Annotated in this window: 16 protein-coding genes and 1 pseudogene; all 17 read right to left on the reverse strand. The window is 63.4% G+C overall.

Annotation, left to right across the window (positions count from 1 at the left end; genetic code table 11):
• Positions 1–454 precede the first annotated feature (454 nt).
• Positions 455–1123 (reverse strand): HAD family hydrolase, encoded by a 669-nt coding sequence (locus EHS19_RS00550; RefSeq protein ID WP_151915846.1) that lies wholly within the window; start codon positions 1121–1123, stop codon positions 455–457.
• 113 nt (positions 1124–1236) lie between these two features.
• Positions 1237–3123 carry a DNA repair protein RecN gene (locus EHS19_RS00555; protein WP_151915847.1) on the reverse strand — a complete coding sequence of 629 codons (1887 nt, stop codon included), beginning with the start codon at positions 3121–3123 and terminating at the stop codon, positions 1237–1239.
• Positions 3124–3133: 10 nt separating this feature from the next.
• Positions 3134–4048, reverse strand: coding sequence for an NAD kinase (locus tag EHS19_RS00560; RefSeq protein ID WP_151915848.1), 915 nt, complete (start codon positions 4046–4048; stop codon positions 3134–3136).
• Positions 4049–4179: 131 nt separating this feature from the next.
• The gene (locus EHS19_RS00565; protein WP_151915849.1) at positions 4180–4920 is read right to left on the reverse strand and encodes a TlyA family RNA methyltransferase; all 741 of its coding nucleotides are present in this window, start codon (positions 4918–4920) and stop codon (positions 4180–4182) included.
• A gap of 82 nt (positions 4921–5002) precedes the next feature.
• The gene (locus EHS19_RS00570) at positions 5003–5221 is read right to left on the reverse strand and encodes a hypothetical protein (protein ID WP_151915850.1); all 219 of its coding nucleotides are present in this window, start codon (positions 5219–5221) and stop codon (positions 5003–5005) included.
• A 60-nt stretch (positions 5222–5281) separates the two neighbouring features.
• A complete protein-coding gene (locus tag EHS19_RS00575) occupies positions 5282–6364 on the reverse strand; it encodes an HAD-IIA family hydrolase (protein ID WP_151915851.1) in 1083 nt (360 codons plus the stop codon).
• 1 nt (position 6365) lies between these two features.
• Positions 6366–8249: pseudogene (locus tag EHS19_RS11215) on the reverse strand (helicase); the annotation flags it as partial.
• A gap of 509 nt (positions 8250–8758) precedes the next feature.
• The gene (tyrS, locus tag EHS19_RS00585; RefSeq protein WP_151915852.1) at positions 8759–10081 is read right to left on the reverse strand and encodes a tyrosine--tRNA ligase; all 1323 of its coding nucleotides are present in this window, start codon (positions 10079–10081) and stop codon (positions 8759–8761) included.
• Positions 10082–10260: 179 nt separating this feature from the next.
• Positions 10261–11250, reverse strand: a complete 990-nt coding sequence (locus tag EHS19_RS00590; protein ID WP_151915853.1) for a putative ABC transporter permease — start codon at positions 11248–11250, stop codon at positions 10261–10263.
• Between the two features lies 1 nt (position 11251).
• The gene (locus EHS19_RS00595; RefSeq protein WP_175578215.1) at positions 11252–11803 is read right to left on the reverse strand and encodes an HD domain-containing protein; all 552 of its coding nucleotides are present in this window, start codon (positions 11801–11803) and stop codon (positions 11252–11254) included.
• A 193-nt stretch (positions 11804–11996) separates the two neighbouring features.
• Complete coding sequence (locus EHS19_RS00600; RefSeq protein WP_151915854.1) at positions 11997–12362, reverse strand: rhodanese-like domain-containing protein; 366 nt, start codon at positions 12360–12362, stop codon at positions 11997–11999.
• Positions 12363–12452: 90 nt separating this feature from the next.
• Positions 12453–13271 (reverse strand): thiazole biosynthesis adenylyltransferase ThiF, encoded by an 819-nt coding sequence (gene thiF, locus EHS19_RS00605; RefSeq protein WP_151915855.1) that lies wholly within the window; start codon positions 13269–13271, stop codon positions 12453–12455.
• A 121-nt stretch (positions 13272–13392) separates the two neighbouring features.
• Positions 13393–14262, reverse strand: a complete 870-nt coding sequence (locus EHS19_RS00610; RefSeq protein ID WP_151915880.1) for a thiazole synthase — start codon at positions 14260–14262, stop codon at positions 13393–13395.
• 288 nt (positions 14263–14550) lie between these two features.
• Positions 14551–14745 (reverse strand): sulfur carrier protein ThiS, encoded by a 195-nt coding sequence (gene thiS / locus EHS19_RS00615; RefSeq protein WP_151915856.1) that lies wholly within the window; start codon positions 14743–14745, stop codon positions 14551–14553.
• Positions 14746–15377: 632 nt separating this feature from the next.
• Entirely contained in the window at positions 15378–17393 is a 2016-nt protein-coding gene (locus EHS19_RS00620; RefSeq protein ID WP_151915857.1) for an ABC transporter ATP-binding protein, read from the reverse strand.
• A complete protein-coding gene (locus EHS19_RS00625; protein WP_151915858.1) occupies positions 17390–19321 on the reverse strand; it encodes an ABC transporter ATP-binding protein in 1932 nt (643 codons plus the stop codon). The genes EHS19_RS00620 and EHS19_RS00625 overlap by 4 nt, the downstream gene beginning before the upstream one ends.
• Positions 19318–19857, reverse strand: a complete 540-nt coding sequence (locus tag EHS19_RS00630; protein WP_151915881.1) for a MarR family winged helix-turn-helix transcriptional regulator — start codon at positions 19855–19857, stop codon at positions 19318–19320. Before EHS19_RS00630 ends, EHS19_RS00625 begins: the two co-directional genes overlap by 4 nt.
• Between the last annotated feature and the right edge of the window lie 1336 nt (positions 19858–21193).

Raw genomic sequence — 21193 nt, forward strand, 5'->3', positions numbered from 1 at the left:
CCCCTTTCGATGGTTATTGATTGAGTTCCAGCCTCCCCACCCGTCGGTTGTTCAGCTGTTATATATAACAGTATAACTGTTGTGCGCAACTGTCAAGGTGTGTTACATAACAGTGAAACAGTATCGGATTGGTGGTGCGACGGTTCAGCGATGCCGCGGTTCAGCGATGCGGCGATGAGAGTAGCACAGCAGTACAAGCAATGCGATCGCAATGCAGTGCGGGCGGCCATGTGCCTGCACTGGAACGATGCCGACGCAGCGGCTTCCCTCAGCCCAGCTTCGCAGGCCGACCCGGTTCCGCGATTACCGACAAGCTGCGTGCGCACATCGTGATGACGTCTTGCGTCAGAGATTCGTTGACGAATTCACTACCCCTCAGTCCCGCTTCGCAGACCAGCTCGGTCTCAAATGACGAACGCGCTCCGCACGCGGTTTGCCGGCTCGGCTATTGCCGCTACAGCGTTTCGGGGGCTTGAGCGAAATCGAAGAGCACGCCGTCGGCAAGATCGCAGATGGCCGACCAGTCGCCGTCCGATGAATCGTCATGCATGGCCCATGCGCGCATGCCCACCGACTTCGCCGATCGAATGCCGATGAGCAGATCCTCGAAGACCGTGCAGTTGTGCGGCATGATGCCGAGACGTCGTGCGGCGAGCAGATAGACGTCGGGACTTTCCTTGCCGACATCGCCCGCATCATCGACGCTGACGACGGCATCGAAGCAGTGCTCGATGCCGACATGGCTCATGGCGGGTTCACGCAGCGATGGCGGCAGCGATGTGGCGACGGCGAGCTTCGCGCCGGTTGCCCTCAGCCGATGGAGGTATTCGACGGCATGCGGCTTGGCCTCCACCACGGTCGCATAGGCGACGCGCGCCATGTCGTCCCATTCCTCCATGAGCTGTTCGGGTGTGTCCGGCAGATCGAAGCGGGCGATCGTGTATTCGGCGATCTGGCGGAACTGCATGGATGCCACCGTGACCATATAGTCGTCTGGCACGTCGATGCCGCGTCTGCCAAGGAAATCAAGATCGACCTGATCCCATACGCCCATCGAATCGAGCAGGGTCCCGTCAAGATCGAATATCGCGGCCTTGCCGGCATTGATCATGGAATCGGCCATGTCCGTGCTCCTTTCATGACGATGTACGCTTCGACTATGTTCGCGTCGCCGCTGCGCTGACAGCCCCCTCGTCAGAGGTGCCGTCACCACTCAACCAATCACGAGACAGACCACTAGAGCCGGGAGGCGGACAGCAGCTCCCGCGCATGGTCGAGCGACGCCTCCGACTCGCTGCCGGACAGCATGCGCGCGATCTCATGGACGCGATCCTCGCCGCTGACGCCGGCGACCGTGGTGATGACGCCGAGATCGTCGTCATCGGCATCCGGAGGCACCTTGGTGACGACGAACTGGCTGTCGGCCCACGAGGCGACCTGTGCGAGATGCGTGACGACGATGACCTGCGAACGCTTCGCAAGACGCGCCAGTCTCCTGCCGAGCTCCACCGCGGTCTTGCCGCCGACGCCGGCATCCACCTCATCGAAGATGAACGTCATGCCGGCTCGTGCGCCGCCGGCATCCGACGACGGGGCGTTCGACGCGGCATCCGCGGTTGTCGAATCAGCCGATGCTGCGCCAGCCGACGCAGGATCAGCCGCGGATGTGCTTTCGTTCATGTCAGCCGCGGACAGTTCCAGCGCAAGCATCAGACGACTCAACTCGCCGCCCGATGCGCTTTTGCCCATCGGCAGTTGCGGCGATCCCTCATAGGGGGTGAACAGGAAGGCGATGTCGTCGCCTCCGCTGGCATCGAGTGCGCCGTCTCCGGTACGCATCGTCACCCTAATCTCCAGCGACGCCCCGGACATGGCCAACGATTCCAATTCCGCGGTGACTCTGGACGCAAGGCGTTTCGCGGCTGCCTCCCGCGCCTTGTGCAAAGCATCGGCCGCCTTGAGCGCACGTTTTCTCAAAGACTCGCGCTGCTCGACGAGTTCAGCGATCTTCTCCGGAGACGCATCCAGATCCTCGACGTCGAACACGGCCTTGTCTCGCCAGGCGATCACGTCGGCGATGGTCGGCCCCCATCGGCGGGTCAGTTCGCCAAGCTCGTGGATTCTGCCGTTGATCGAGTCGAGATCATCCATGTCGTCGCCGGAGTCCAGTCGAGCCGCCAGCGAATCCACCACGTCGGAAAGATCGGTGCCGATGGATTCAAGCCGATCGGCGAGCTGGCCGAAATCCCCCTCGGCGTGAATCGAACGCAGCGATTGCGCGGCATGATCGATGAGTTCGACCGCGCTCGGCGTATCGGCATCGACGTCCACCTGCGAGGAGTCGAGCGCGCTCAGCGCCCCGCCCACACCCTGCGCGATCTCGGCGGCATGCTCGATGCGCGACCGTTTCGCCTTGAGCTCGTCATCCTCGCCGGGCTTGGGGTTCACGCGATTGATTCGTTCGATCGACTCGCGCAGATAGTCGGCGCGTTGACGGGCCGACGCCTCCTGATGCTCCATGCGCTCCAGCCGCGCTTCCAACGCGCCAAGAGCGTCCCACGCCTTGCGATAGGCGGCCAGTTCGGCGGCATCCGCGGCGACCATGTCCACGAATTCGCGCTGTCGAGCCGAAGAGGCGATGCGCAGCTGATCGGCCTGACCGTGAATGGTGACGAGCCGGCCCGCAACCGAGCCCAGCACCGAGCGTGGCACGCTCCTCCCGTTGAGCACTGCACGGGAACGCCCCGACGAGGGCACCGTGCGCGAGAGGAACAGTTCACCGTCCTCCGGTTCGACTCCGGCATCGCGCACAATGTCGATCACCCCCGGTTCGCGAGCGGCTACACCAGCACCGGTGACCTCGCCGGAGTCCTCGGGCTTGCCCGCATCCGACGCCTCCTTCGCCGATGCATCAACGGCGAACACGCCCTGCGCCCACGCCCGCTTCGCGCCAGGGGAAACGCGGCCTGCATCGGCGGAGCCTCCGGATATGAGCCGTATGGCGCTCAACAGCATGGACTTGCCCGCGCCGGTCTCTCCGGTGATCGCGGTCATGCCCGACGCAGGTGCGATCAGCGCGTGGCGGATCGGTCCCAGATCGCGTATCTCAAGCTCTTCAAGCATCCGAACCCCCTCACTGCCCGTTCTGACGGCCCCGCCCGGCTTCCGCTCTCGCATGCTCACGCCAGCCGACCACGGGAAGATCGAATTTCGTGACCAACCGGTTGGTGAACGGCACGCCGGAAAGCCGCGCGAGCCGCAACGTGCTTTTCGACTCGCGGATCACGACCCTCGCCCCCTTGGGCAACGCGCATTGACGACGCCCATCGCAGCAGATCCATCCAGCCGACGACGAATCGTCGAGAATGTCAAGCGTGAACGTCGAACCGGAGCCGATCACCAACGGCCTTGCGAACAGCGCGTGGGCGGCCAGCGGCACCAACTGCAGCGCCTTGACGTTGGGCCACATGATCGGACCTCCGGCGGAGAACGCATAGGCCGTCGAACCGGTGGGCGTCGAAACGATCACGCCGTCGCACCCGAACGAGCTCATCTCCACATCGTCCACTCGGATGGACAGCTCGACCATCTTGCCTCTATCGGCTCGTTCCACGGTGATGTCGTTGAGCGCCCAGTCGCTCAACGGCCGCTCTTGGCCGGGAAGCCACACATCGACATGGGCGACCATGCGCTCGTCGATCGAATAGTCATGATCCGCGACACGCCGGATCGCGTCGCCCATCTGAAAACTCTCGAACTCCGCGAGAAAGCCCACATGCCCCAGATTGACGCCGAGGATGGGCACCTGCGTGCAATGCACCAGCTCCGCGGCGCGAAGAATGGTGCCATCGCCGCCAAGCACCACGACGATCTCCGTGCCTTCGTCCACGGTGCGGGTGGCACCGCCGAACCCCGGAGCCTCCGCATTGTCGATGATGGAGACGCGGAACCCGGCACGTTCCAGCTGATCCACGGCCTCCTGAACGACCGTGCCGCTTTCGCGAAGACGAACGTGCGTCACCACCACCGCATGTCGAACATCACTCATCGGGCACCTCCCACATCACCAATAAGAACATTTGTTCTCATAGTAGACGATGGTGCGGAAGATGCGGCACGCCCGCATCACCGCGTTTCGATGCCGTCCTGCATGTCGGCAGGCGATGCCTTCTGCCGCTTCTACCGGGGCAGGCGCGCGTACAGCAGGTATTCCACGTTGCCGTAGGTGCCCTCGATCGGGCTGACCGTCGTGGCGACGACGTCAAGTCCGTGAGTTCGCGCACAGTCGGTGACGCCGGCAAGCGCGCGTTCACGCAACGCGGGATCCTCGACGATGCCATGCCGGTCAAGTCCGGCGCGTCCGACCTCGAACTGCGGTTTGACCAACAGCACCACCTGAGCTCCCGGCGCGCCGATGGACGCGATCACGGGAATCACGTAGGTCAGGGAGATGAATGAGACGTCGGAGACGATCATGGCCGGAGCGTACGGCAGATCGCCGACGGTCACGTCGCGGATGTTCACGCCGTCCATGCGGATGACACGCGGATCGCCGTCGACGCGCGGATCCAGCTGGCCATGTCCGACGTCAAGCGCGACGACATGAGCGGCCCCACGCCGCAGCAGCACCTGGGTGAAGCCTCCGGTGGACGCGCCGATGTCGAGGCAGTCAAGATGCTCGGGCGACGGGAGCCCGTCAGCCGCGAACGCCTCGAACGCGCCGACCAGCTTGTAGGCGCCGCGCGAGACGAAGTCATCCCCCTTGTCGACGTCGATCGCATCGGCATCGTCCACATCGAGCGCCGGTTTGACGGCCACGTCGCCATTCACGCGCACATGGCCGTCGCGGATGAGACGCTGGGCCTTGGAGCGCGTCGTGACGAGTCCCAGTGCCGTCATCCGCATGTCAAGTCGTGTCATCAGCGTGATTCCTCCAATGGCGATGTCGTTCAAACGTCGAAGTCGAAGCAACGATGCATCGATACGCCCGTTGCCAAGTCCGCTATGACGACTTCTGCGCGCGCGTCGCATCCAACTGCCGGTTCAGCTCGTCCAGCACGCCATTGAGGACGGCGATGCGCTGATCGTCGTCAAGATCATCCAATTCGCCCAGTTGCGCGAAACGGGACATAAGATCCTCCGACTGATCGGAATCGTTGCGCGAAGAGGAATCATGCGGTTGCACCCCATGCGGCTGCGGCCGACCGAATGCGAATGCCATGATCTGATCACCGTTGCCTTTCAGCTACCGAATACCAGCGAGCGAATACCAGCAGCCGAATCAGCGGCCGAATGCAGCGTCATCGGGAAGCGATACGCGGCTCGCATCGCAGCCGTCATCGGCGAACGCCCACATTGCGGCGCAGGCGGCGCGAAGCGCATCCATGCCGTCGGCTCCGCGATCACCGACGGACAGCGTGAAGCCGCCGTCGCCCGGTTTGCCGCCGGATTGCGGCACGATGCGGGCCGATGCCCCGCCGCAGGTCCATGAACCTTCCGTCATGCGCGTCACGGACGGCTGCGCGGCAAGCAGTCCACGCAGATCGGCGGCGATGTAGGTGGGTCGCAGGTGGGCCGGCGCGAGCATGAGCTCGTGCGGATTGGTCACGCCGGTCAGCACCGCCAGCGAATCGTAGCCGCCTCGGTTGCCCGCCTCGATGTCGGTGTCGAGTCGGTCGCCGATGGCCAGACAGTCCGCCTTGGCGACCGGCTGCGTGTCGTCGCCATCGGCGGCGAGCAGGCGGGCTTCGTCGTACATGGCCGATTCAGGCTTGCCCGCGGAAGCGACCGGTTCGACCCCGGTCGCGTTGATGACCGCCTGGATCATCGATCCGCAGCCCGGCGCGATGCCGAGTTCGCGCGGAATGGTCAGATCGCGGTTGGTGACGAAGTAGGTGGCGCCCTGTTCGACGGCGTAGGAGACCTGCGCCATCTGCTCCCAGCTCATCTGCGGGTACCATCCCTGAATCACCGCCTGCGGCTGATCGGTGGCGGAATCCACCACGACCAGTCCCTGACGGGACACCTCCTCGCGAAGGTGCTCCGCGCCCAATACCAGCACCTTGGTGCCATGCGCGACGTGACGGGCGACCATGCGCGCGGCGACGACCGACGACGTGATGACCTGATGAGGCTCCACGTCCAGTCCGAAGCCGCGCAGCTGCTCGGCGACGACGCGCTGGAATCGCGACGAGTTGTTCGTCGTGTATTCGATCGTCATCCCGGCGTGTTCGGCGGCGCGAATCGAGTCGGCCGCATGTTCGACCGGGTTCTTGCCGCGGTACACCACGCCGTCGAGATCAAGCAGCGCCAGCCGGTACGCCTCGGCGATGGCCTTGTCTGTCGATTTGAGCATGACGGTCACGTCACTCGGCTTCGTCGGCCGCAGACGCGGCGGCGTCGTCCGTTGCAATGTCGTCCGATGCGGCGGCATCCGATGCGGCGGCGTCGTCGATGTCGGTGGCAGGTTCCGCATTCGCGTCGACGCCCTCCTGCGCGGCGTGCGCGGCGACCTCGGTCTCGTCGTCCGCCACGGCGTCCGCGGCGGCATCATCGGCCTTGTCATCGCTCTGCTCATCGGCTTCCGCTGCGGCGGCATCGGCATGATCGGACGCCTCGTCCTGATCAGGCTCATCCTGATCATTTTCGTCAGCATCCGCATCATCGGCATCAGCATCCGCATCGTCCGCGTTCTCGTCGTCGTCATCGCGATTGCGCCCGGCATCGGGACCGTACAGTTCGTCGTAGTCGTCGGGAGCGTACTGCGCGTCGTCATCGGAGATGCCCAGCATGTCGAGTTCATCGTCGGAGAAGCGCTCCATGTCGTGGTCGATGACCACGTCGTCGGTCTCCTCGTCGTCATCGGCATCGGCGTACTGCAGCTCAAGGCGGTCCAGCAGGCCGTCGAGCGCGGACGCCTCGACATGGCGGCCGCACTGCTCGAGGAAGTTCTGCTCGGCCTGCACCGCACGCATGCGATACTCGCCGGTCAGGCCCTTGGAACGACCCAGCGTGTGCACGATGTCGATGGCCTTGTCCCACAGACCAAGGTCGCCCAGAGCACCCGCGTACACAAGGAACATCTCGGCCTTGGCCTCGCCCTTGAGCATCTTGGCGTCATCCGACAGCGCGACCTCGACGGCCTTCTTCGGATTGCCGACGCCGCGTTCGCAGTCGGCGATGAACGGCAGATAGTCGAGGAAGCCGTTCATGCGATACGCGGTGCGGAACTCGCGCAGGGCGAGCTTGTAGTCGCCCTGACGATAGGCGATGAACGCCAGCGTCTCGCGCGAGAAGTCGATGCGCGACGCCTGATGGGCCGCCCACTTGGCGTGTTCGAGGGCGAGCTTGGGGTCCTTCTCCTCCAGCGCATAGGCGGCGAGGATGTGCAGACCGATGTTCTCGGCATGTTCCTTGGACAGGCCGCGCAGACGCTCGCGTTCCTCCTTGCTCAGCATCGACCATTCCATGCCTCGCGGCATGCGGGGCTCGTTCGGCCTCGGATCGGTGTACGGATTCTGCGAGGGGTAGGTCAGCGTGCCGTCGGAATTGCGACGCGGACCGTTGTCGAAATGCGACCGACCGGAGTCGCGACGCTCGCGCGGGCGCTCGTCTCGCGGCGCACGGTCGCGGGATTCCTCACGCACCGACGTATCGGTCTGTGCCTGCTCGACGGTCTGCTCATCGGCGATGGGCTTGGTCTGTTCGACGACGGCATCATCCCGGCGATCGCGACGATGGTCGTCCCGCTGGAAGCCATTGCGGCGGTCGTCGCGATCATGATCGCGGCGGAAATCCCTGCGATCATTGCGATCGTTGCCGGAGCGGAAGCCACGGCGGTCGCCGTCGCGACGGTCATTGCGGTCGTTGTCGCGGCGGAACGGGCGACGCTCACCATCGTCGGAGCGGAAGCCACGGTGATCGTCATTGCGACGGAACCCACCATCACGACGATCATCGCGACGGAACCCACCGCGACGCTCACCATCCTTATGGAAGTCGCGGCGGTCCTCGCCATCGCGACGGAACGGGCGACGCTCACCGTCGCGCTGGTAGCGCGGATTGTCGCCGTCCTGCCTGCGGTCGTCCCTACGGAAACCGCGGCGATCGCCGTCGCGACGGAACCCACCATCACGACGATCATCGCGACGGAACCCACCGCGACGCTCACCGTGGAACTCACGACGCTCACCGTCACCGGCACCCTCGCCGTCACGGCGGAACGGGCGACGCTCACCGTCGTCGCGCCGGAAACCGTCCTTGCGGAACCCGTCCTTATGGAAGCCGCCCTTGCGGAAACCATCACGGCGATCATCGCCATCCCGACGGCCGCGGAAACCACCTTCCCGGCGACCGCCGAATCCTCCGCGGCGATCGCCGTCGCGACGATCATCGCGACGGAAACCGTCACGACCGCCATGGAACTCACGACGCTCACCGTCACCGGCGCCCTCGCCGTCGCGACGGAACCCGCCGCTCTTATAGCCATCCTTATGGAAGCCATCCTTATGGAAGCCGCCCTTGTGGAAACCGCCACGGCGATCATCGCCATCCCGACGGCCGCGGAAACCGCCGCGATCGCCGCTCGGACGCCCGTTGCCGCGATTGCCGCGGAAGCCGTTGCCGTATGATTTGCCGCCGGAGCGGCCGTGTTCTTCTGCCATTGATGTCCTTCAACCGTTGAGTTGTTAATCGGGATTATTCACGTTTCGCCGCTGCCGTTGCACGGTCGCACGACCACTGGCATGGGCGTTGCACGTCAGCGCTTTTCGACCGCGCCGAGCGCCTTCTTGCCTCGACGGATCAGCGCGAAGCGGCCATGCAGGAAGTCGCCTTCGGCAAGGCCGGCCTCTTCGTCCGTCACGCGTTCGTTGTTGAGATACACACCACCGGACTTGATCGCGCGGCGCGCCTCGGAGATCGACTTGAACAGCCCGGCCCTCACGCCGGCCTCCGTCACGCGGTCGGCGACCGATGCGACCGCGAACGTCTTGACGCCGTTCTCCCCCTCGACCTTCAGACCGTCGATCGCCGCCTCAAGCGTGTCCTCGTCGATGGCGGACAGGTCGCCGCCGCGTCCGAACAGCGCTCCGGACGCATCGATCGCCGCCTGCGTCGCCGCCTCGCCATGCACGAAGCTGGTGACCTCCCATGCGAGCGAGCGCTGCGCCTCACGGGCACCGGGATTGGTCTTGGATTCCTCGACCAGCCGTTCGATCTCGGCCTTGGGCAGGAATGTGAACGCCTTGAGCAGGCTCTCCATCTCCACATCCGGGCGGTTGATCCAGAACTGGTAGAAGCGGTACGGGCTGAGCATGGTGGCATCGAGCCAGACCGCATTGCCCTCCGACTTGCCGAACTTCTTGCCGTTCGCATCGGTGATGATGGGGCTGGTGAACACGTTGACGTCCACGCCGCGCACCTTGTGGATCAGGTCGAGCCCCGACGTGAGGTTGCCCCACTGATCGGAGCCGCCGAGCTCCAGCGTGCAGTGGTATTCGTCGAACAGGTGCAGGAAGTCGTTGCCCTGCAGCACCTGATAGCTGAACTCGGTGAAGGAGATGCCCTCCTCCGAGTTGAGGCGACGCGCCACCGTGTCCTTGGCGAGCATGGTGCCCAGACGGAAGTTCTTGCCGACGTCTCGCAGAAAATCGATGACCGACATCTGCGCGGTCCAGTCGTAGTTGGAGACGAAACGCACCGGATTGGGGCCATCGGCGGAGAGGATGCCGCCGATCTGGCGCTTGAGACGCTCCGCCCAGCCGGCGACGACATCCTTCGGATTGAGCGTGCGCTCGCCCGACTGGCGAGGATCGCCGATCAGACCGGTCGCGCCTCCCACAAGGGCGATCGGATGATGGCCGGCCAGCTGGAGATGACGCATGTTGATGAGCTGCACGAGATTGCCGATATGCAGCGACGCGGCGGTCGGATCGAAGCCGCAATAATAGGTGATCGGCTCCCCGTCAAGCGCCTTGGCGAGTCGCTCCCGGTCCGTGGACTGGGAAATCAACCCGCGCCATTGCAGCTCCTCGAAGAGGGAGTCGAATCCCGCTTCTTTGAAATCAGTGACGTGAGCCATAATCGTTGGTCTCTCCCTATCGAATTACCTATCGGATGATGCCAGTGGGCTTCTCAAGACTACCCACAGTCTCAGACCACCGAGACGACGCGTGCCGCGGCCGCAGGTCCGGCACCTATCCGTCCGTCGGACCGGCGGCTACGATATCGGCAATGATGCCGGCACCGTGTCTGCGATGCTTAGCGGCTCCCGCCGGCACAGCCCCGATCATCGCGCTTCGCGGATCCGGCGGCGGACGCAGCGGCGGAAGCGTAGGAGCAGACAGCGGCGGCAGCATCCGCCGACGCCTCGGTCGGTGCCACGTCGGTAGATGATACCTCGGTTGACGTCACCTCGGTCGACGTCATCTCGGTCGACGCCGCGCCGTCGCGTCTGACCTGGTCGTCGATGCGCGCGGGCGTGGACTGCAGAATGTCACGCACGGTATCGATCACGCCCTCGTCGGCCGATTGCAGCCGCAGTTTGGGGAACGCCTCGATCATGCGGCGCTGCGGACGGCTGAGCATGCGGGCGGCGGTCTGGCGCAGTCTGGTCAGAATGACTCGCGAGGCGTCGCCCCAATCCCGCACGCGATGGGAGATCGCATCACGACCCCAATGCCACGAGTCGCCGGCTCGCGAGGCATACTCCTGCACGGTCTGGGTGAAGCCGGCGACCGCATGTTCAAGATCGGCCGCACTGGCCACCGACACGACGATGTCGATCAGCAGCAGCACCAGCAGCACAAAACAGAGCCATCCGCGCGCATCGGGAGGAATCATCGCCGTCAGCGACGCGACACGGGGTTGGATGACATGGTTGATCACCACGCCTCCGACGCCGAACACCAAGGCGCCCCACAGGCAGATGCGCCCGTTGATGTTGAATCGGAAATTCGAATAATCCCACCATCGCGCGTGAAACGCCCATTCCATCGCCACCGAGGTCAGATACTCCAGCGCGCTTGCGCCGAGCGCGCACACGACGAACAGCAGCACCGGATTGTCGATGCGACCAAGCAGCAGCACGCAGGCCACGGCACCGGTCCCGTAGATCGGACACAGCGGCCCGATGAGAAAGCCACGGTTGACGACATGCCGTTCCATCACCGAAACAAGAATCGACTCATAGATCCAGCCGACGAAACTGTAGATGAGAAACCACAGCAGCACGTTTTCCATCAGCGCCATGTCATGCCCGGCTTCCCCGTTCAATGCTCTTCGCCGACGCAGCCGACGCCGCCGGCTTCGACTTGGACGGCTTGCGGAACCGGTCCATGCTCAGCGTTTCGCGCGTGGCGCTGACCTTGTCGGCCATGGAGACCAGATACCCCTCGATGTATCTGGGAGGCGCCGGCGTGAGGGGGAACATGTGATGCGCGATGCTGTCGCGTTCGATGCGGTTGAGTTCGAAGTCGGCAAGCGCGTTGTGCAGCGCGGCCCGCCCGTGCGTGAATCCGTGGAAGACGTGCTCGCCGTCATCCCAGTCATGCCAATCGTAGAGAAAGTAGTCATGCAGCAGCGCCACGCGAATCAGCGAGCGCAGATCGACGCGGTTCCACAGATGCAGCCGGTCCGCCAGCCACACGGCCAGGCAGGCCACCCGAATGGAATGCGCGAAGGTGGTCACCGCGCCATGCTGATAGCTGCGGCGTTCGATGCGCATGTGGTCATGTTCAATGATCTCGCGGCCGTGTCGGGCGACCAGTTGCCGTATCTGGGTGCGGGTGAGCAGACGTGCCACGGTATCAGATCCTTCTGCGTCGAGTCGATCGGTGAGTGCGGCCGAATCCCAGACAGCGTGAATCGACCGATTCCGATCATACGACAATCTGCGGGAATATGTTGGGTTGTCTTTCGCCGCCGTCGGCGGTTTGCTTCCGTCGGCGGTCTGCTTCCGTCGGCTGTCGTTTCCGTCGCCGATCTGCGGGCATGCCTTACCGCGGCCGGTCCTCCACGCTCGCACGGTAGGCCCGGTAGGCGCGGAAGCCTCCGTCGAGACTCGCCGCGTCGTATCCGCGGTCGGCGAGGATTTCGGCGACTTCCTGACTCCACCAGCCCTCCGTGCAGTAGACGACGACGCGGCGGCCGGTCGGCACGGTGCGCAGCACCTGCGCCAGCGGGTCGAGAGGGGCGTTGATCGCGCCTTCTATCGGTTCGGCGGCGAACTCGGCCGGTTCGCGCAGATCAAGCAGCGTCACCTCGGTGGGGTCGAGTGCGGCGAACTCGGCGGGGGTGATATGGCGATACGACGGCGCTTGCTCGTCTTCGGCCGTATCGAGACGATGCAGTGTGATGGACATGGATTCCTCTTTTCCTGATGCTGTGCAGTGCGATCGGTGCGATCCAATCGGTGCGACTGCGCTTAGTTGCTCAGTGCGACGCGACTTCGCTCAGTGCGACGCGACTGCGCATGCGGGCTGGACGTATCGCTGCGGGTCGAGCGTGGTGATCGTCGGATGCTCGCCGCAGATCGGGCAGTCCGGCACGCGCGTCGGCAACGGCACCCGGCGGATGGTCATCGTCAGCGCGTCGACGGTGAGCAGACGGCCGACCAGCGGCTCGCCTACGCCCACGATGAGCTTTTCCGCCTCGACCGCCTCAAGGGAGCCGATCACACCGACGACCGCGCCCAGCACTCCGGCCTGACTGCATGTCGGGATCTCGCCGGCTGCGGGCATGTCGCGGAATATGCAGCGGTAGCAGGGGCCCTCACCGGGCACGACGGTCATCACCTGTCCGGAGAATCCGACGACGCCGGCGTGGACGTATGGCCGTCCGGCGAGCACGCAGGCATCGTTGATGAGGAACTTGGCGGCGAAGTTGTCGGTCGCGTCGATCACGAGATCATATGATTCGATCAGCGACGCGATATTGTCGACGTCGACGTGCTCGCATATCGCCTCGACCTCGACATCCGGGTTGATCGCACGGATCGCGGCCGCGGCGGACTGCGCCTTCGGCACGCCGAGGTCGGCGGTGGTGTGGATGATCTGACGCTGGAGATTGCTCAGATCGACCACATCGTCGTCGACGATGCCGATGCGGCCCACGCCTGCCGCGGCAAGATAGAGCGCGACCGGCGAGCCGAGTCCGCCGGCGCCGATGATGAGCACGCCGGCCGACATGAGCCGTTTCTGCCCTTTGACGCCGACACCGCGCAGGATCAGATGGCGTGCATACCGTTCAAGCTGTTCGTCCGTCAATGCCATGTTTTTCTCCATGCTTCAGCTGACAATCCCTCTTCGAGGGGAGCCTAAACGCAGCATCGCGGACTCCCCTCTGTCCGCTACGCCTGCGGCTCCCCTTAGCGAGGGGAGCCAATCCCCCCAATCAGTGCAGGTATCCGGTGGTCGGGCTGGACGGCACCGCCTGACCTTCGGTCACCTTGCCGAGCCCCGCCAGATAGGCGGCGCGACCGGCGTCGATGGCGTGCTTGAACGCCTCGGCCATCAGCGGGATGTTGCCGGCGGAGGCGACCGCCGTGTAGGCCATGACCGCGTCGGCACCCATCTCCATGGCGTCGGCGGCCTGGCTGGGACGGCCGATGCCGGCGTCGATGATGACCGGCACGTGGGCGTTGGCGATGATGATCGTGATGAAGTCGCGCATGCGAAGACCCATGTTGGAGCCGATCAGCGAGCCAAGCGGCATGACGGCTGCGGCACCGGCATCCTCAAGCTGACGTGCCGCGATCGGATCGGGGAACATGTAGGGCATGACCACGAAGCCCTCCTTGGCCAGCATCTCGGTGGCGCGGATGGTTTCGGCGTTGTCGGGCAGCAGATACTTGGTCTCGTGCTCGATTTCGACCTTGACGAAGTCGGTGTGGCACACTTCGCGGGCGAGCCGCGCGATGCGCACCGCCTCCTCGGCGTTGCGCGCGCCGGACGTGTTGGGCAGCAGCGTGATGCCTTCGGGGATGTAGTCGAGCACGCTGTTCTCGGTGGTGGTGGCGCGGCGCAGGGCCATGGTGACGATCTGCGTGCCCGCATGCTCCACGGTGGCTTTGATGAGGTTGAGATCGTAGCGGCCGGAGCCGAGGATGAAGCGCGACTGGAATTCGTGCCCGCCCAGATTCAGCGGCTTGTCCTCCACTTCGAGCATCGGGGCGGCGGTGCCCACAGGATTGACGGCTTTGGGCTGCGGCGGCAGCGGCGTTGCGGCGACGGATGCCTCGGTGACCGGATTGATGTTCATGATTGTTCCTCCCATATTCGGCCTTCTGCGACGAAAGCCCCATGTTCTTCGTTCTTCACGCTTGGTTTCTGGTTCCCCGCCCCGGCCTAGTATCCTGCGTCAGAAACACGTTGATTATATTGTTGGCTCCCCTTGTCAGGGGAGCTGGCCCGCGAAGCGGGACTGAGGGGTAGTGAATTCGTCAACGAACTTCTGACGGAGGACACTAGGGAATCCCTTTGCCGCAGGACGGTCGGCGAAGGCCTGCAACGGTCTGCAACAGCCAGCCGGGAACGGATTGCGCCGCCAGACTCAGCCGCCCTGCACGAACTGCACGATCTCCATGACGCACTGGTCGTCGAGCATGACATCGGCTCGTCGCTCGCGCGCGATGATCTCACCGTTGAGTTCGATGGCCACACGCTCGGCGCGGAATCCATGCGTTTCGAGATAGTCGGCCACACTGACCGGGTGTTCGAGCCGGATCTGCTCTCCGTTGACCTGCATTGCGGTGTTCCTTCCTGACGTCGGAGCCCGTATCGGGCCATGACATATTGGGATCATGCCCCGATAAAGACTAAAAAAGGGCGCACGAAACGAACCGTACCCTAAGTGGTGCGCCCATTCATGAACCCTGTCATGCGACCGCTCGGCCTCGCCGCGCGGCTGGATTATGTCTCGTACGAGCGGAAGACCGGAACCAGCATGCACAATCGTCCGGATTGACCCGTCTGGACTGCATCGTGCGAACCGGTGCGAAGAAGACGATTCCTTACGGCGGCATGACCCGCGTCAAGTTCCCCGGTCGAAGCGTTGCTTCCTCTCAGCCTTCAGGCTCCCGTTCGTGCTGGTGTCTATCGTAGATGCCGACGCTGACATACCGGTTGACATACCGGTGAGGGTCGAACGGAACCGGCGGGCGGAACGCACTAGTGGTCAGTCTCATAAGCAATTGAGGGTCTCAACTTCTGCCCCCCAGTCAGCTTCGCTGACAGCTCCCTCGCCAGAGGGGCTGTCAGCGCTCAACCAATGAAGACAGAGCATTAGGGCGGGCATTAGGGCGGAGTCCCCCGTGAGGATCTCCGCCCTATGTGCCCTATGCGCTGAGCTCTATGCGCTCTATGCTCCGCGAAAAGGCATCAGTCCAGTTCCACGGCACCGGTGTAGAGCTGGTAGTACTCGCCCTTGAGGGCGATGAGCTCGTCGTGTGAGCCGCGTTCGATGATGCGCCCGTGGTCGAGGACCATGATCACATCGGAGTTGCGCACGGTGGACAGCCGGTGCGCGATCACGAACACGGTGCGGCCCTTCATCAGCGCGTCCATGCCGGCCTGCACGACCTCTTCGGTGCGCGTATCGATGGAGCTGGTCGCCTCGTCGAGGATGAGCGCCGGCGGGTCGGCCACCGCCGCGCGCGCGATCGAGATGAGCTGACGCTGACCTTGCGAAAGTCCCGAACCGTCGCCCTCCAGCACCGTCTGGTAGCCCTGCGGCAGCATGCGGATGAACCCGTCGGCGTTCACCAGCTTCGCAGCCTCGATGCACTCCTCATCGGTGGCGTTCAGACGGCCGTAGCGGATGTTGTCCATCACGGTGCCGGTGAACAGATTGACGTCCTGCAGCACCACGCCGAGTGATCGCCGCAGATCGGGCTTGCGGATGTTCGCCACGGAGATGCCGTCGTAGAGGATCTGTCCTTCCTGGATGTCGTAGAAGCGATTGATGAGGTTGGTGACCGTGGTCTTGCCAGCGCCGGTCGCACCGACGAGCGCGATCTTCTGGCCGGGCTTGGCGAACCAGGTGATGTCGTGCAGCACGGGCTTGTCGGGATTGTAGCCGAACGTCACATCGGTGAAGCGCACATCGCCTCGCAGCAGCGTGTATCGGCCGTCCGGCGAGGTGACCGCCTGCTCCTTGGCCTTGATCGCGACCTCACGCGCGGAGCCGTGCAGCTTCTCGGCCGCCTTGAGCGAACGCGTTCCATCGTCGCCCTCCTCGCGCTTCCATGCCCAATGGCCGGTCTCTCGGTCGACTTCGGTCATGGTGCGTCCGTCCGGACCGAGCTCGACGTTCACCAGGGTCACCGTGCCGCCGTCGGTTTCGACCGGCTCGTCCATCAGGGCGAAGATGCGCGATGCGCCGGCCAGCGCCATCATCACCATGTTGAGCTGCATCGAGACCTGACCGAGCGGGTTGATGAACGACCGCGACAGCGTCAGCAGGGAGACCAGTGTGCCGAGCGTGAGCGTGCCGAACCCGTTCAGGCCGACGTTGCCGACACCGCTGAGCGCCATGGCGCCGCCGACGATGGCGAGCAGAATGTAAAGCACGTATCCCATGTTGCCGACGACCGGCATGGTGACGTTGCCCCAGGTGTTCGCCTCGGCGGAGGCCGCGAACAGCTCCTCGTTCTTCTCGTCGAAGCTCTTCTGGGTCGCGTCCTCGTGGTTGAACACCTTGATGACCTTCTGGCCGTTGACCGACTCCTCGACGAAGGAGTTCACGTCGCCGAGCCAGTGCTGCTGTTTGACGAAGTACCGTCCGGCCCGCGAGACGATGGCGCGCACGATGAAGTACAGCGCCACCGTGAACACCAGCACGAACACGGTGATCGGGATCGACAGCCACAGCATCGAGATGATCGCCGCGAGCGCGGAGACCAGCGATGCGAACATCTGCGGGAACGACTGGCTGATCGCCTGACGCAGCGTATCGGTGTCGTTCGTGTAGCAGCTCATGATGTCGCCATGCTCATTGGTGTCGAAGTATCGGATCGGCAGGTACTGCTGATGGGCGAACATGTCGTCGCGAATCCGCTTGAGCGTGCCCTGTTCGACGGTGACGACCAGCCACACCCACAGCCAGCTTGAGACGATGCCGGCCGTGTACAGGCATCCCATAAGCGTCAGCGCGCGCAGCAGCGGGCTCCAGTCCGGATTCGACGCGCCGACCATGGGAAGGATGTACGAGTCGATCAGGGTCTGCAGGAACAGCGCGGAGCCGGCCTGCGCCACCGCTCCGATCAGAATGCACACGACGATGGCGACGACTCGCCACCGATAGTGCATGATGTAGCCGAAGATGCGTTTGGTGGTGCCCGGTGCGGCCTTGCCCATCGCGGGTTTGCGGTTGCGGAAGTTCTGCTTGTCGCTCATCGAGTCTCTCCTTCCCGTTCGTTGCTCTTCGCCTCGTGCCCCTTGACCTGTGCGGCCTCCAACGCTGCCGCCCGTTCGAGCTCCTGCTGCTCGAGTTCCCTCTGCCCTTCGGCGGTGTTTCTGGTCTGCGATTCATAGATGGACCGGTATTCGTCGCAGGTGGCGAGCAGCTCCTCGTGGGTGCCGCGCGCCATGATGCGCCCGTTGTCCATGACGAGGATCATGTCGGACTCCTGCACGGAGGCGACGCGCTGCGCGATGATGATCTTCGTCGTGTCGGGGATCTCGTTGTGGAATGCGGCGCGAATCAGACGGTCGGTCTTGGTGTCGACGGCCGAGGTGGAGTCATCGAGGATGAGGATCTTCGGCTTCTTAAGCAGTGCGCGCGCGATGCACAGACGCTGACGCTGACCGCCGGAGACGTTGGTGCCGCCCTGCTCGATGTAGGTGTCGTATTTGTCGGGGAACTCCTGGATGAAGCCATCGGCCTGCGCGAGCCGGCAGGCGTGACGGATCTCCTCGTCGGTGGCATTCGGATTGCCCCAGCGCAGGTTTTCGGCGATGGTTCCGGAGAACAGCACGTTCTTCTGCAGCACCATGGCGACCTGATCGCGCAGCAGTTCGAGGTCGTAGTCGCGCACGTCCACGCCACCCACCTTGAGCGAGCCCGAGGTGACGTCATACAGACGCGGGATGAGCTGGACGAGCGATGATTTGGCGGATCCGGTGCCGCCCACGATGCCGACGGTCATGCCTGAGCGGATGGTCAGGTCGATGTCGTCAAGCACCGGCTTCTCCGAACTGTCGGAATAGCGGAACGTGACATGGTCGAAGACGATCGAGCCGTCCGCGACCGAAGTGACCGGATGCTCGGGATCGCTCACGGTGCTCTTCTCCTGGAGCACCTGACTGATGCGTTCGGCGGAAGCCTGCGAGATGATGACCATCACGAAGATCATCGACAGCATCATCATGGCCATGAGAATCTGCATGGCATAGGTGACGAGCGCCGTCAGATCGCCGGTGGTCAGTCCCAATGCGGCGTTGTTGCCGGACGCGACGATCTGGTTGGCTCCCAGCCAGGAGATGAGGATCATCGAGCCGTAGATGCAGAACATCATGATGGGGCTGTTGAAGCTCATGATGCGTTCGGCCTTGATGAAATCCTTGAAGATGCGCTGCGAGATGCGGCCGAACTTGGAGATCTCGAACGATTCGCGGTTGTAGGACTTGACGACGCGCACGCCCTGCAGGTTCTCGTCGACGACGTTGTTGAGCTCGTCATAGGTGTGGAACACCCGCTCGAACACGGGGTGCACCAGCACCGCCAGACCGCACAGGCCGATGGCGAGAATCGGCACGCAGGCGAGGAACACGAGCGAGATCGACGGGGAGATGCGGAACGAGAAGAACCATGCGACCACGACCATGATCGGAGCGCGCACGCCCATGCGGATCATCATGCCGTAGGCCATCTGCAGGTTCGTCACGTCGGTGGTGAGCCTGGTGATGATCGAACCGGTGGAGAACCGGTCGATGTTGGTGAAGCTGAAGCGCTGCACCTGCTCGAACTGGTCACGACGCAGGTTCTTGGCGAATCCGGCCGCGGCGATCGCGGCGAACTTGCCGGCCAGGAAGCCGGAACCGAGTGAGACCATCGAGCACAGCAGCAGAATCAGGCCGAATCTGGTGATGGCGGACATGTTGCCGCCGGTGATGCCCTCATCGATCAGCGATGCCATGATCGTGGGAATCACGATCTCCAGCACGCTTTCGATGATCACGAACAGCGGCGCAAGCAGACTTTCCTTCTTGTATTGACGCATCGATCCGGCCAATGTGCGGATGATATGCTTCGGCTTGGCCGGTTCAACGGCCTTGCGTGATCGTTCGATCGCGGCCTCGGTTGCGATCGCGTTGTCGCTCATTTGCTCTCCTCCTTCGTTTGCCTGTATGGCCTCAGCGCCTCTTCCTCGTTTGTTGCCTCCGAGGGGGACGGCTGACCGGCCATATGCTGGTCATAGTTCCTCTGCGCCTCGCGGATGTTCTCCCGCATACGCTCGATGCATGTGCGCATCGTCTCCTGTTCGAGCGGCGTCAGTCCGTTGACGAGCATGCGTTCCACCCGATCGGCGTTCGCCTTGAGATCCGACACGATCGCCTCCGCCTTGTCGGTGAGCACGATGCGTTTGAGCCGTGCGTCGTGCGGCACCGGTTCGCGCACGATCAGCCCTTTTTTCTCCATCAGCGTCAGCACGCGCGACGCGGTCGAACGCGTGATGCAGAACTTCTGCTCGATGGTGTGCTGGTAGATCTCCTTGTCGCGGTTGCGATCCAGAAACGCGATGATGTGCGCGTTGCCACCGGTCGCCACACGAGCCGATTCGGGCATGCTCTCGCCGAGATAGCGGTCCACCGCCCGTGTCAGCGAGCGGACCTCGATGCTTAGGACATGCTGATCCATTACCCCTCCCATCACGGATGCCGCTCCTTGATACGGCAGTTCCATATGAGACAGTTGCACATACAACCATATGCGTGGGAACAATCTAATACACACCCCATACAACAGTTGTACATACAACAATCGGCGTGTCGCACTCATCCCCATCGCGACCACGTGCGCCGCTTCCTCGCCAGCATGCAGCCCAACCACAATCCAACGGCAAGCGCAAGCCTGCTGTGCTGCGAACGAGGTAGTGGTACGTGACGGCGAAACAAGCCTGAATCGCGTTGCGTACCCTGATGCCGCGCGAATCCGCGTGAATCCGTGGGTACGTAACGCAAAAACGGCACGAAACCGCGTTGCGTACCACTCGCGCATGCCGGCTCACAGCGGGCATGCTACGAAGACACCACTCGCAAACCGCTATTTTCCAACGATTTCACCATCCCCGAAACGCCCCTGAACGCACGCTTCGACACAGGCAAAACGTGGTATGCAACGCAACAACAGGCCAAAAACGAGACTTCTGCTGTTTTCGTGGGTTAGATGGTGGGGCACGAGAGATGCACAAGAGAGACGCGAGCGAGGAACGTGTCTGTAGCGCAAGGATTTCTCGGGGAAAACGGCCATCTCGTAAAATCCTTGCGCAACGGGGGCCGCTAGCGCAAGGATTTCTCGGAAAGAAGGGACTTCGTAAAATCCTTGCGCTGGGACAGGGCTTAGCGCAAAGATTCTACGAACTCAGGGCAAATCCCGAAAAATCCTTGCGCAAAGCAAGCACGAGCGAGCGCAAGCGAGAGGAAGCATGAGCGAGTGCAAGCGAGAAAGGTAGGGAAAGGCGCAGGAGGGGAGCCGGAGAAGGACGCCAGCACAGAGACGCCACGGAGCACAAATTCCGTGGTTCTTCTTGGTCGATGAGCATCCTACCCGAAAAGCGCCCTTCCCCTACCCTTCCAACGGCTCAGCAACGAACCATCACCCGCGATAACGACAGAAGCGCCGCAAAACCACATTGCGTACCACCAATCCGTGGGACGCAATGCGGAAACCCCTTCGAGTCACGTTGCGTGCCACTTCACCTGACCGTAGTCGAGGTACATCCACACGATCGTGTGCATACGACGCACATGCAAGGCGCGCATCCGAGCCCAACGGCAGGCACGCGCCGCCAGTCGTGTGCACACGACGTACACGAAGCGCCATTGATCGTGTGCCTGGCACGTACATCCACACGATCGTGTGCATACGACGTACGCGAAACACCCCAAACACGCCCACCCATATACGTGCCATGCACACGATCCGAAAACCGCATACGTGTGATGCACACGATGCCGCCCAGCCATCTGCCGTC

Source organism: Bifidobacterium jacchi, from assembly GCF_009078285.1.
In the GTDB taxonomy this organism is placed as follows: domain Bacteria; phylum Actinomycetota; class Actinomycetes; order Actinomycetales; family Bifidobacteriaceae; genus Bifidobacterium; species Bifidobacterium jacchi.

What these genes read in the sequence shown, in the direction of transcription:
- EHS19_RS00550 (WP_151915846.1), bottom strand. Translation starts at nt 1,123, where the DNA reads ATGGCCGATTCCATGATCAATGCCGGCAAGGCCGCGATATTCGATCTT.
- EHS19_RS00555 (WP_151915847.1), bottom strand. Translation starts at nt 3,123, where the DNA reads ATGCTTGAAGAGCTTGAGATACGCGATCTGGGACCGATCCGCCACGCG.
- EHS19_RS00560 (WP_151915848.1), bottom strand. Translation starts at nt 4,048, where the DNA reads ATGAGTGATGTTCGACATGCGGTGGTGGTGACGCACGTTCGTCTTCGC.
- EHS19_RS00565 (WP_151915849.1), bottom strand. Translation starts at nt 4,920, where the DNA reads ATGACACGACTTGACATGCGGATGACGGCACTGGGACTCGTCACGACG.
- EHS19_RS00570 (WP_151915850.1), bottom strand. Translation starts at nt 5,221, where the DNA reads ATGGCATTCGCATTCGGTCGGCCGCAGCCGCATGGGGTGCAACCGCAT.
- tyrS (WP_151915852.1), bottom strand. Translation starts at nt 10,081, where the DNA reads ATGGCTCACGTCACTGATTTCAAAGAAGCGGGATTCGACTCCCTCTTC.
- EHS19_RS00590 (WP_151915853.1), bottom strand. Translation starts at nt 11,250, where the DNA reads ATGGCGCTGATGGAAAACGTGCTGCTGTGGTTTCTCATCTACAGTTTC.
- EHS19_RS00600 (WP_151915854.1), bottom strand. Translation starts at nt 12,362, where the DNA reads ATGTCCATCACACTGCATCGTCTCGATACGGCCGAAGACGAGCAAGCG.
- thiF (WP_151915855.1), bottom strand. Translation starts at nt 13,271, where the DNA reads ATGGCATTGACGGACGAACAGCTTGAACGGTATGCACGCCATCTGATC.
- thiS (WP_151915856.1), bottom strand. Translation starts at nt 14,745, where the DNA reads ATGCAGGTCAACGGAGAGCAGATCCGGCTCGAACACCCGGTCAGTGTG.
- EHS19_RS00620 (WP_151915857.1), bottom strand. Translation starts at nt 17,393, where the DNA reads ATGAGCGACAAGCAGAACTTCCGCAACCGCAAACCCGCGATGGGCAAG.
- EHS19_RS00625 (WP_151915858.1), bottom strand. Translation starts at nt 19,321, where the DNA reads ATGAGCGACAACGCGATCGCAACCGAGGCCGCGATCGAACGATCACGC.
- EHS19_RS00630 (WP_151915881.1), bottom strand. Translation starts at nt 19,857, where the DNA reads ATGGATCAGCATGTCCTAAGCATCGAGGTCCGCTCGCTGACACGGGCG.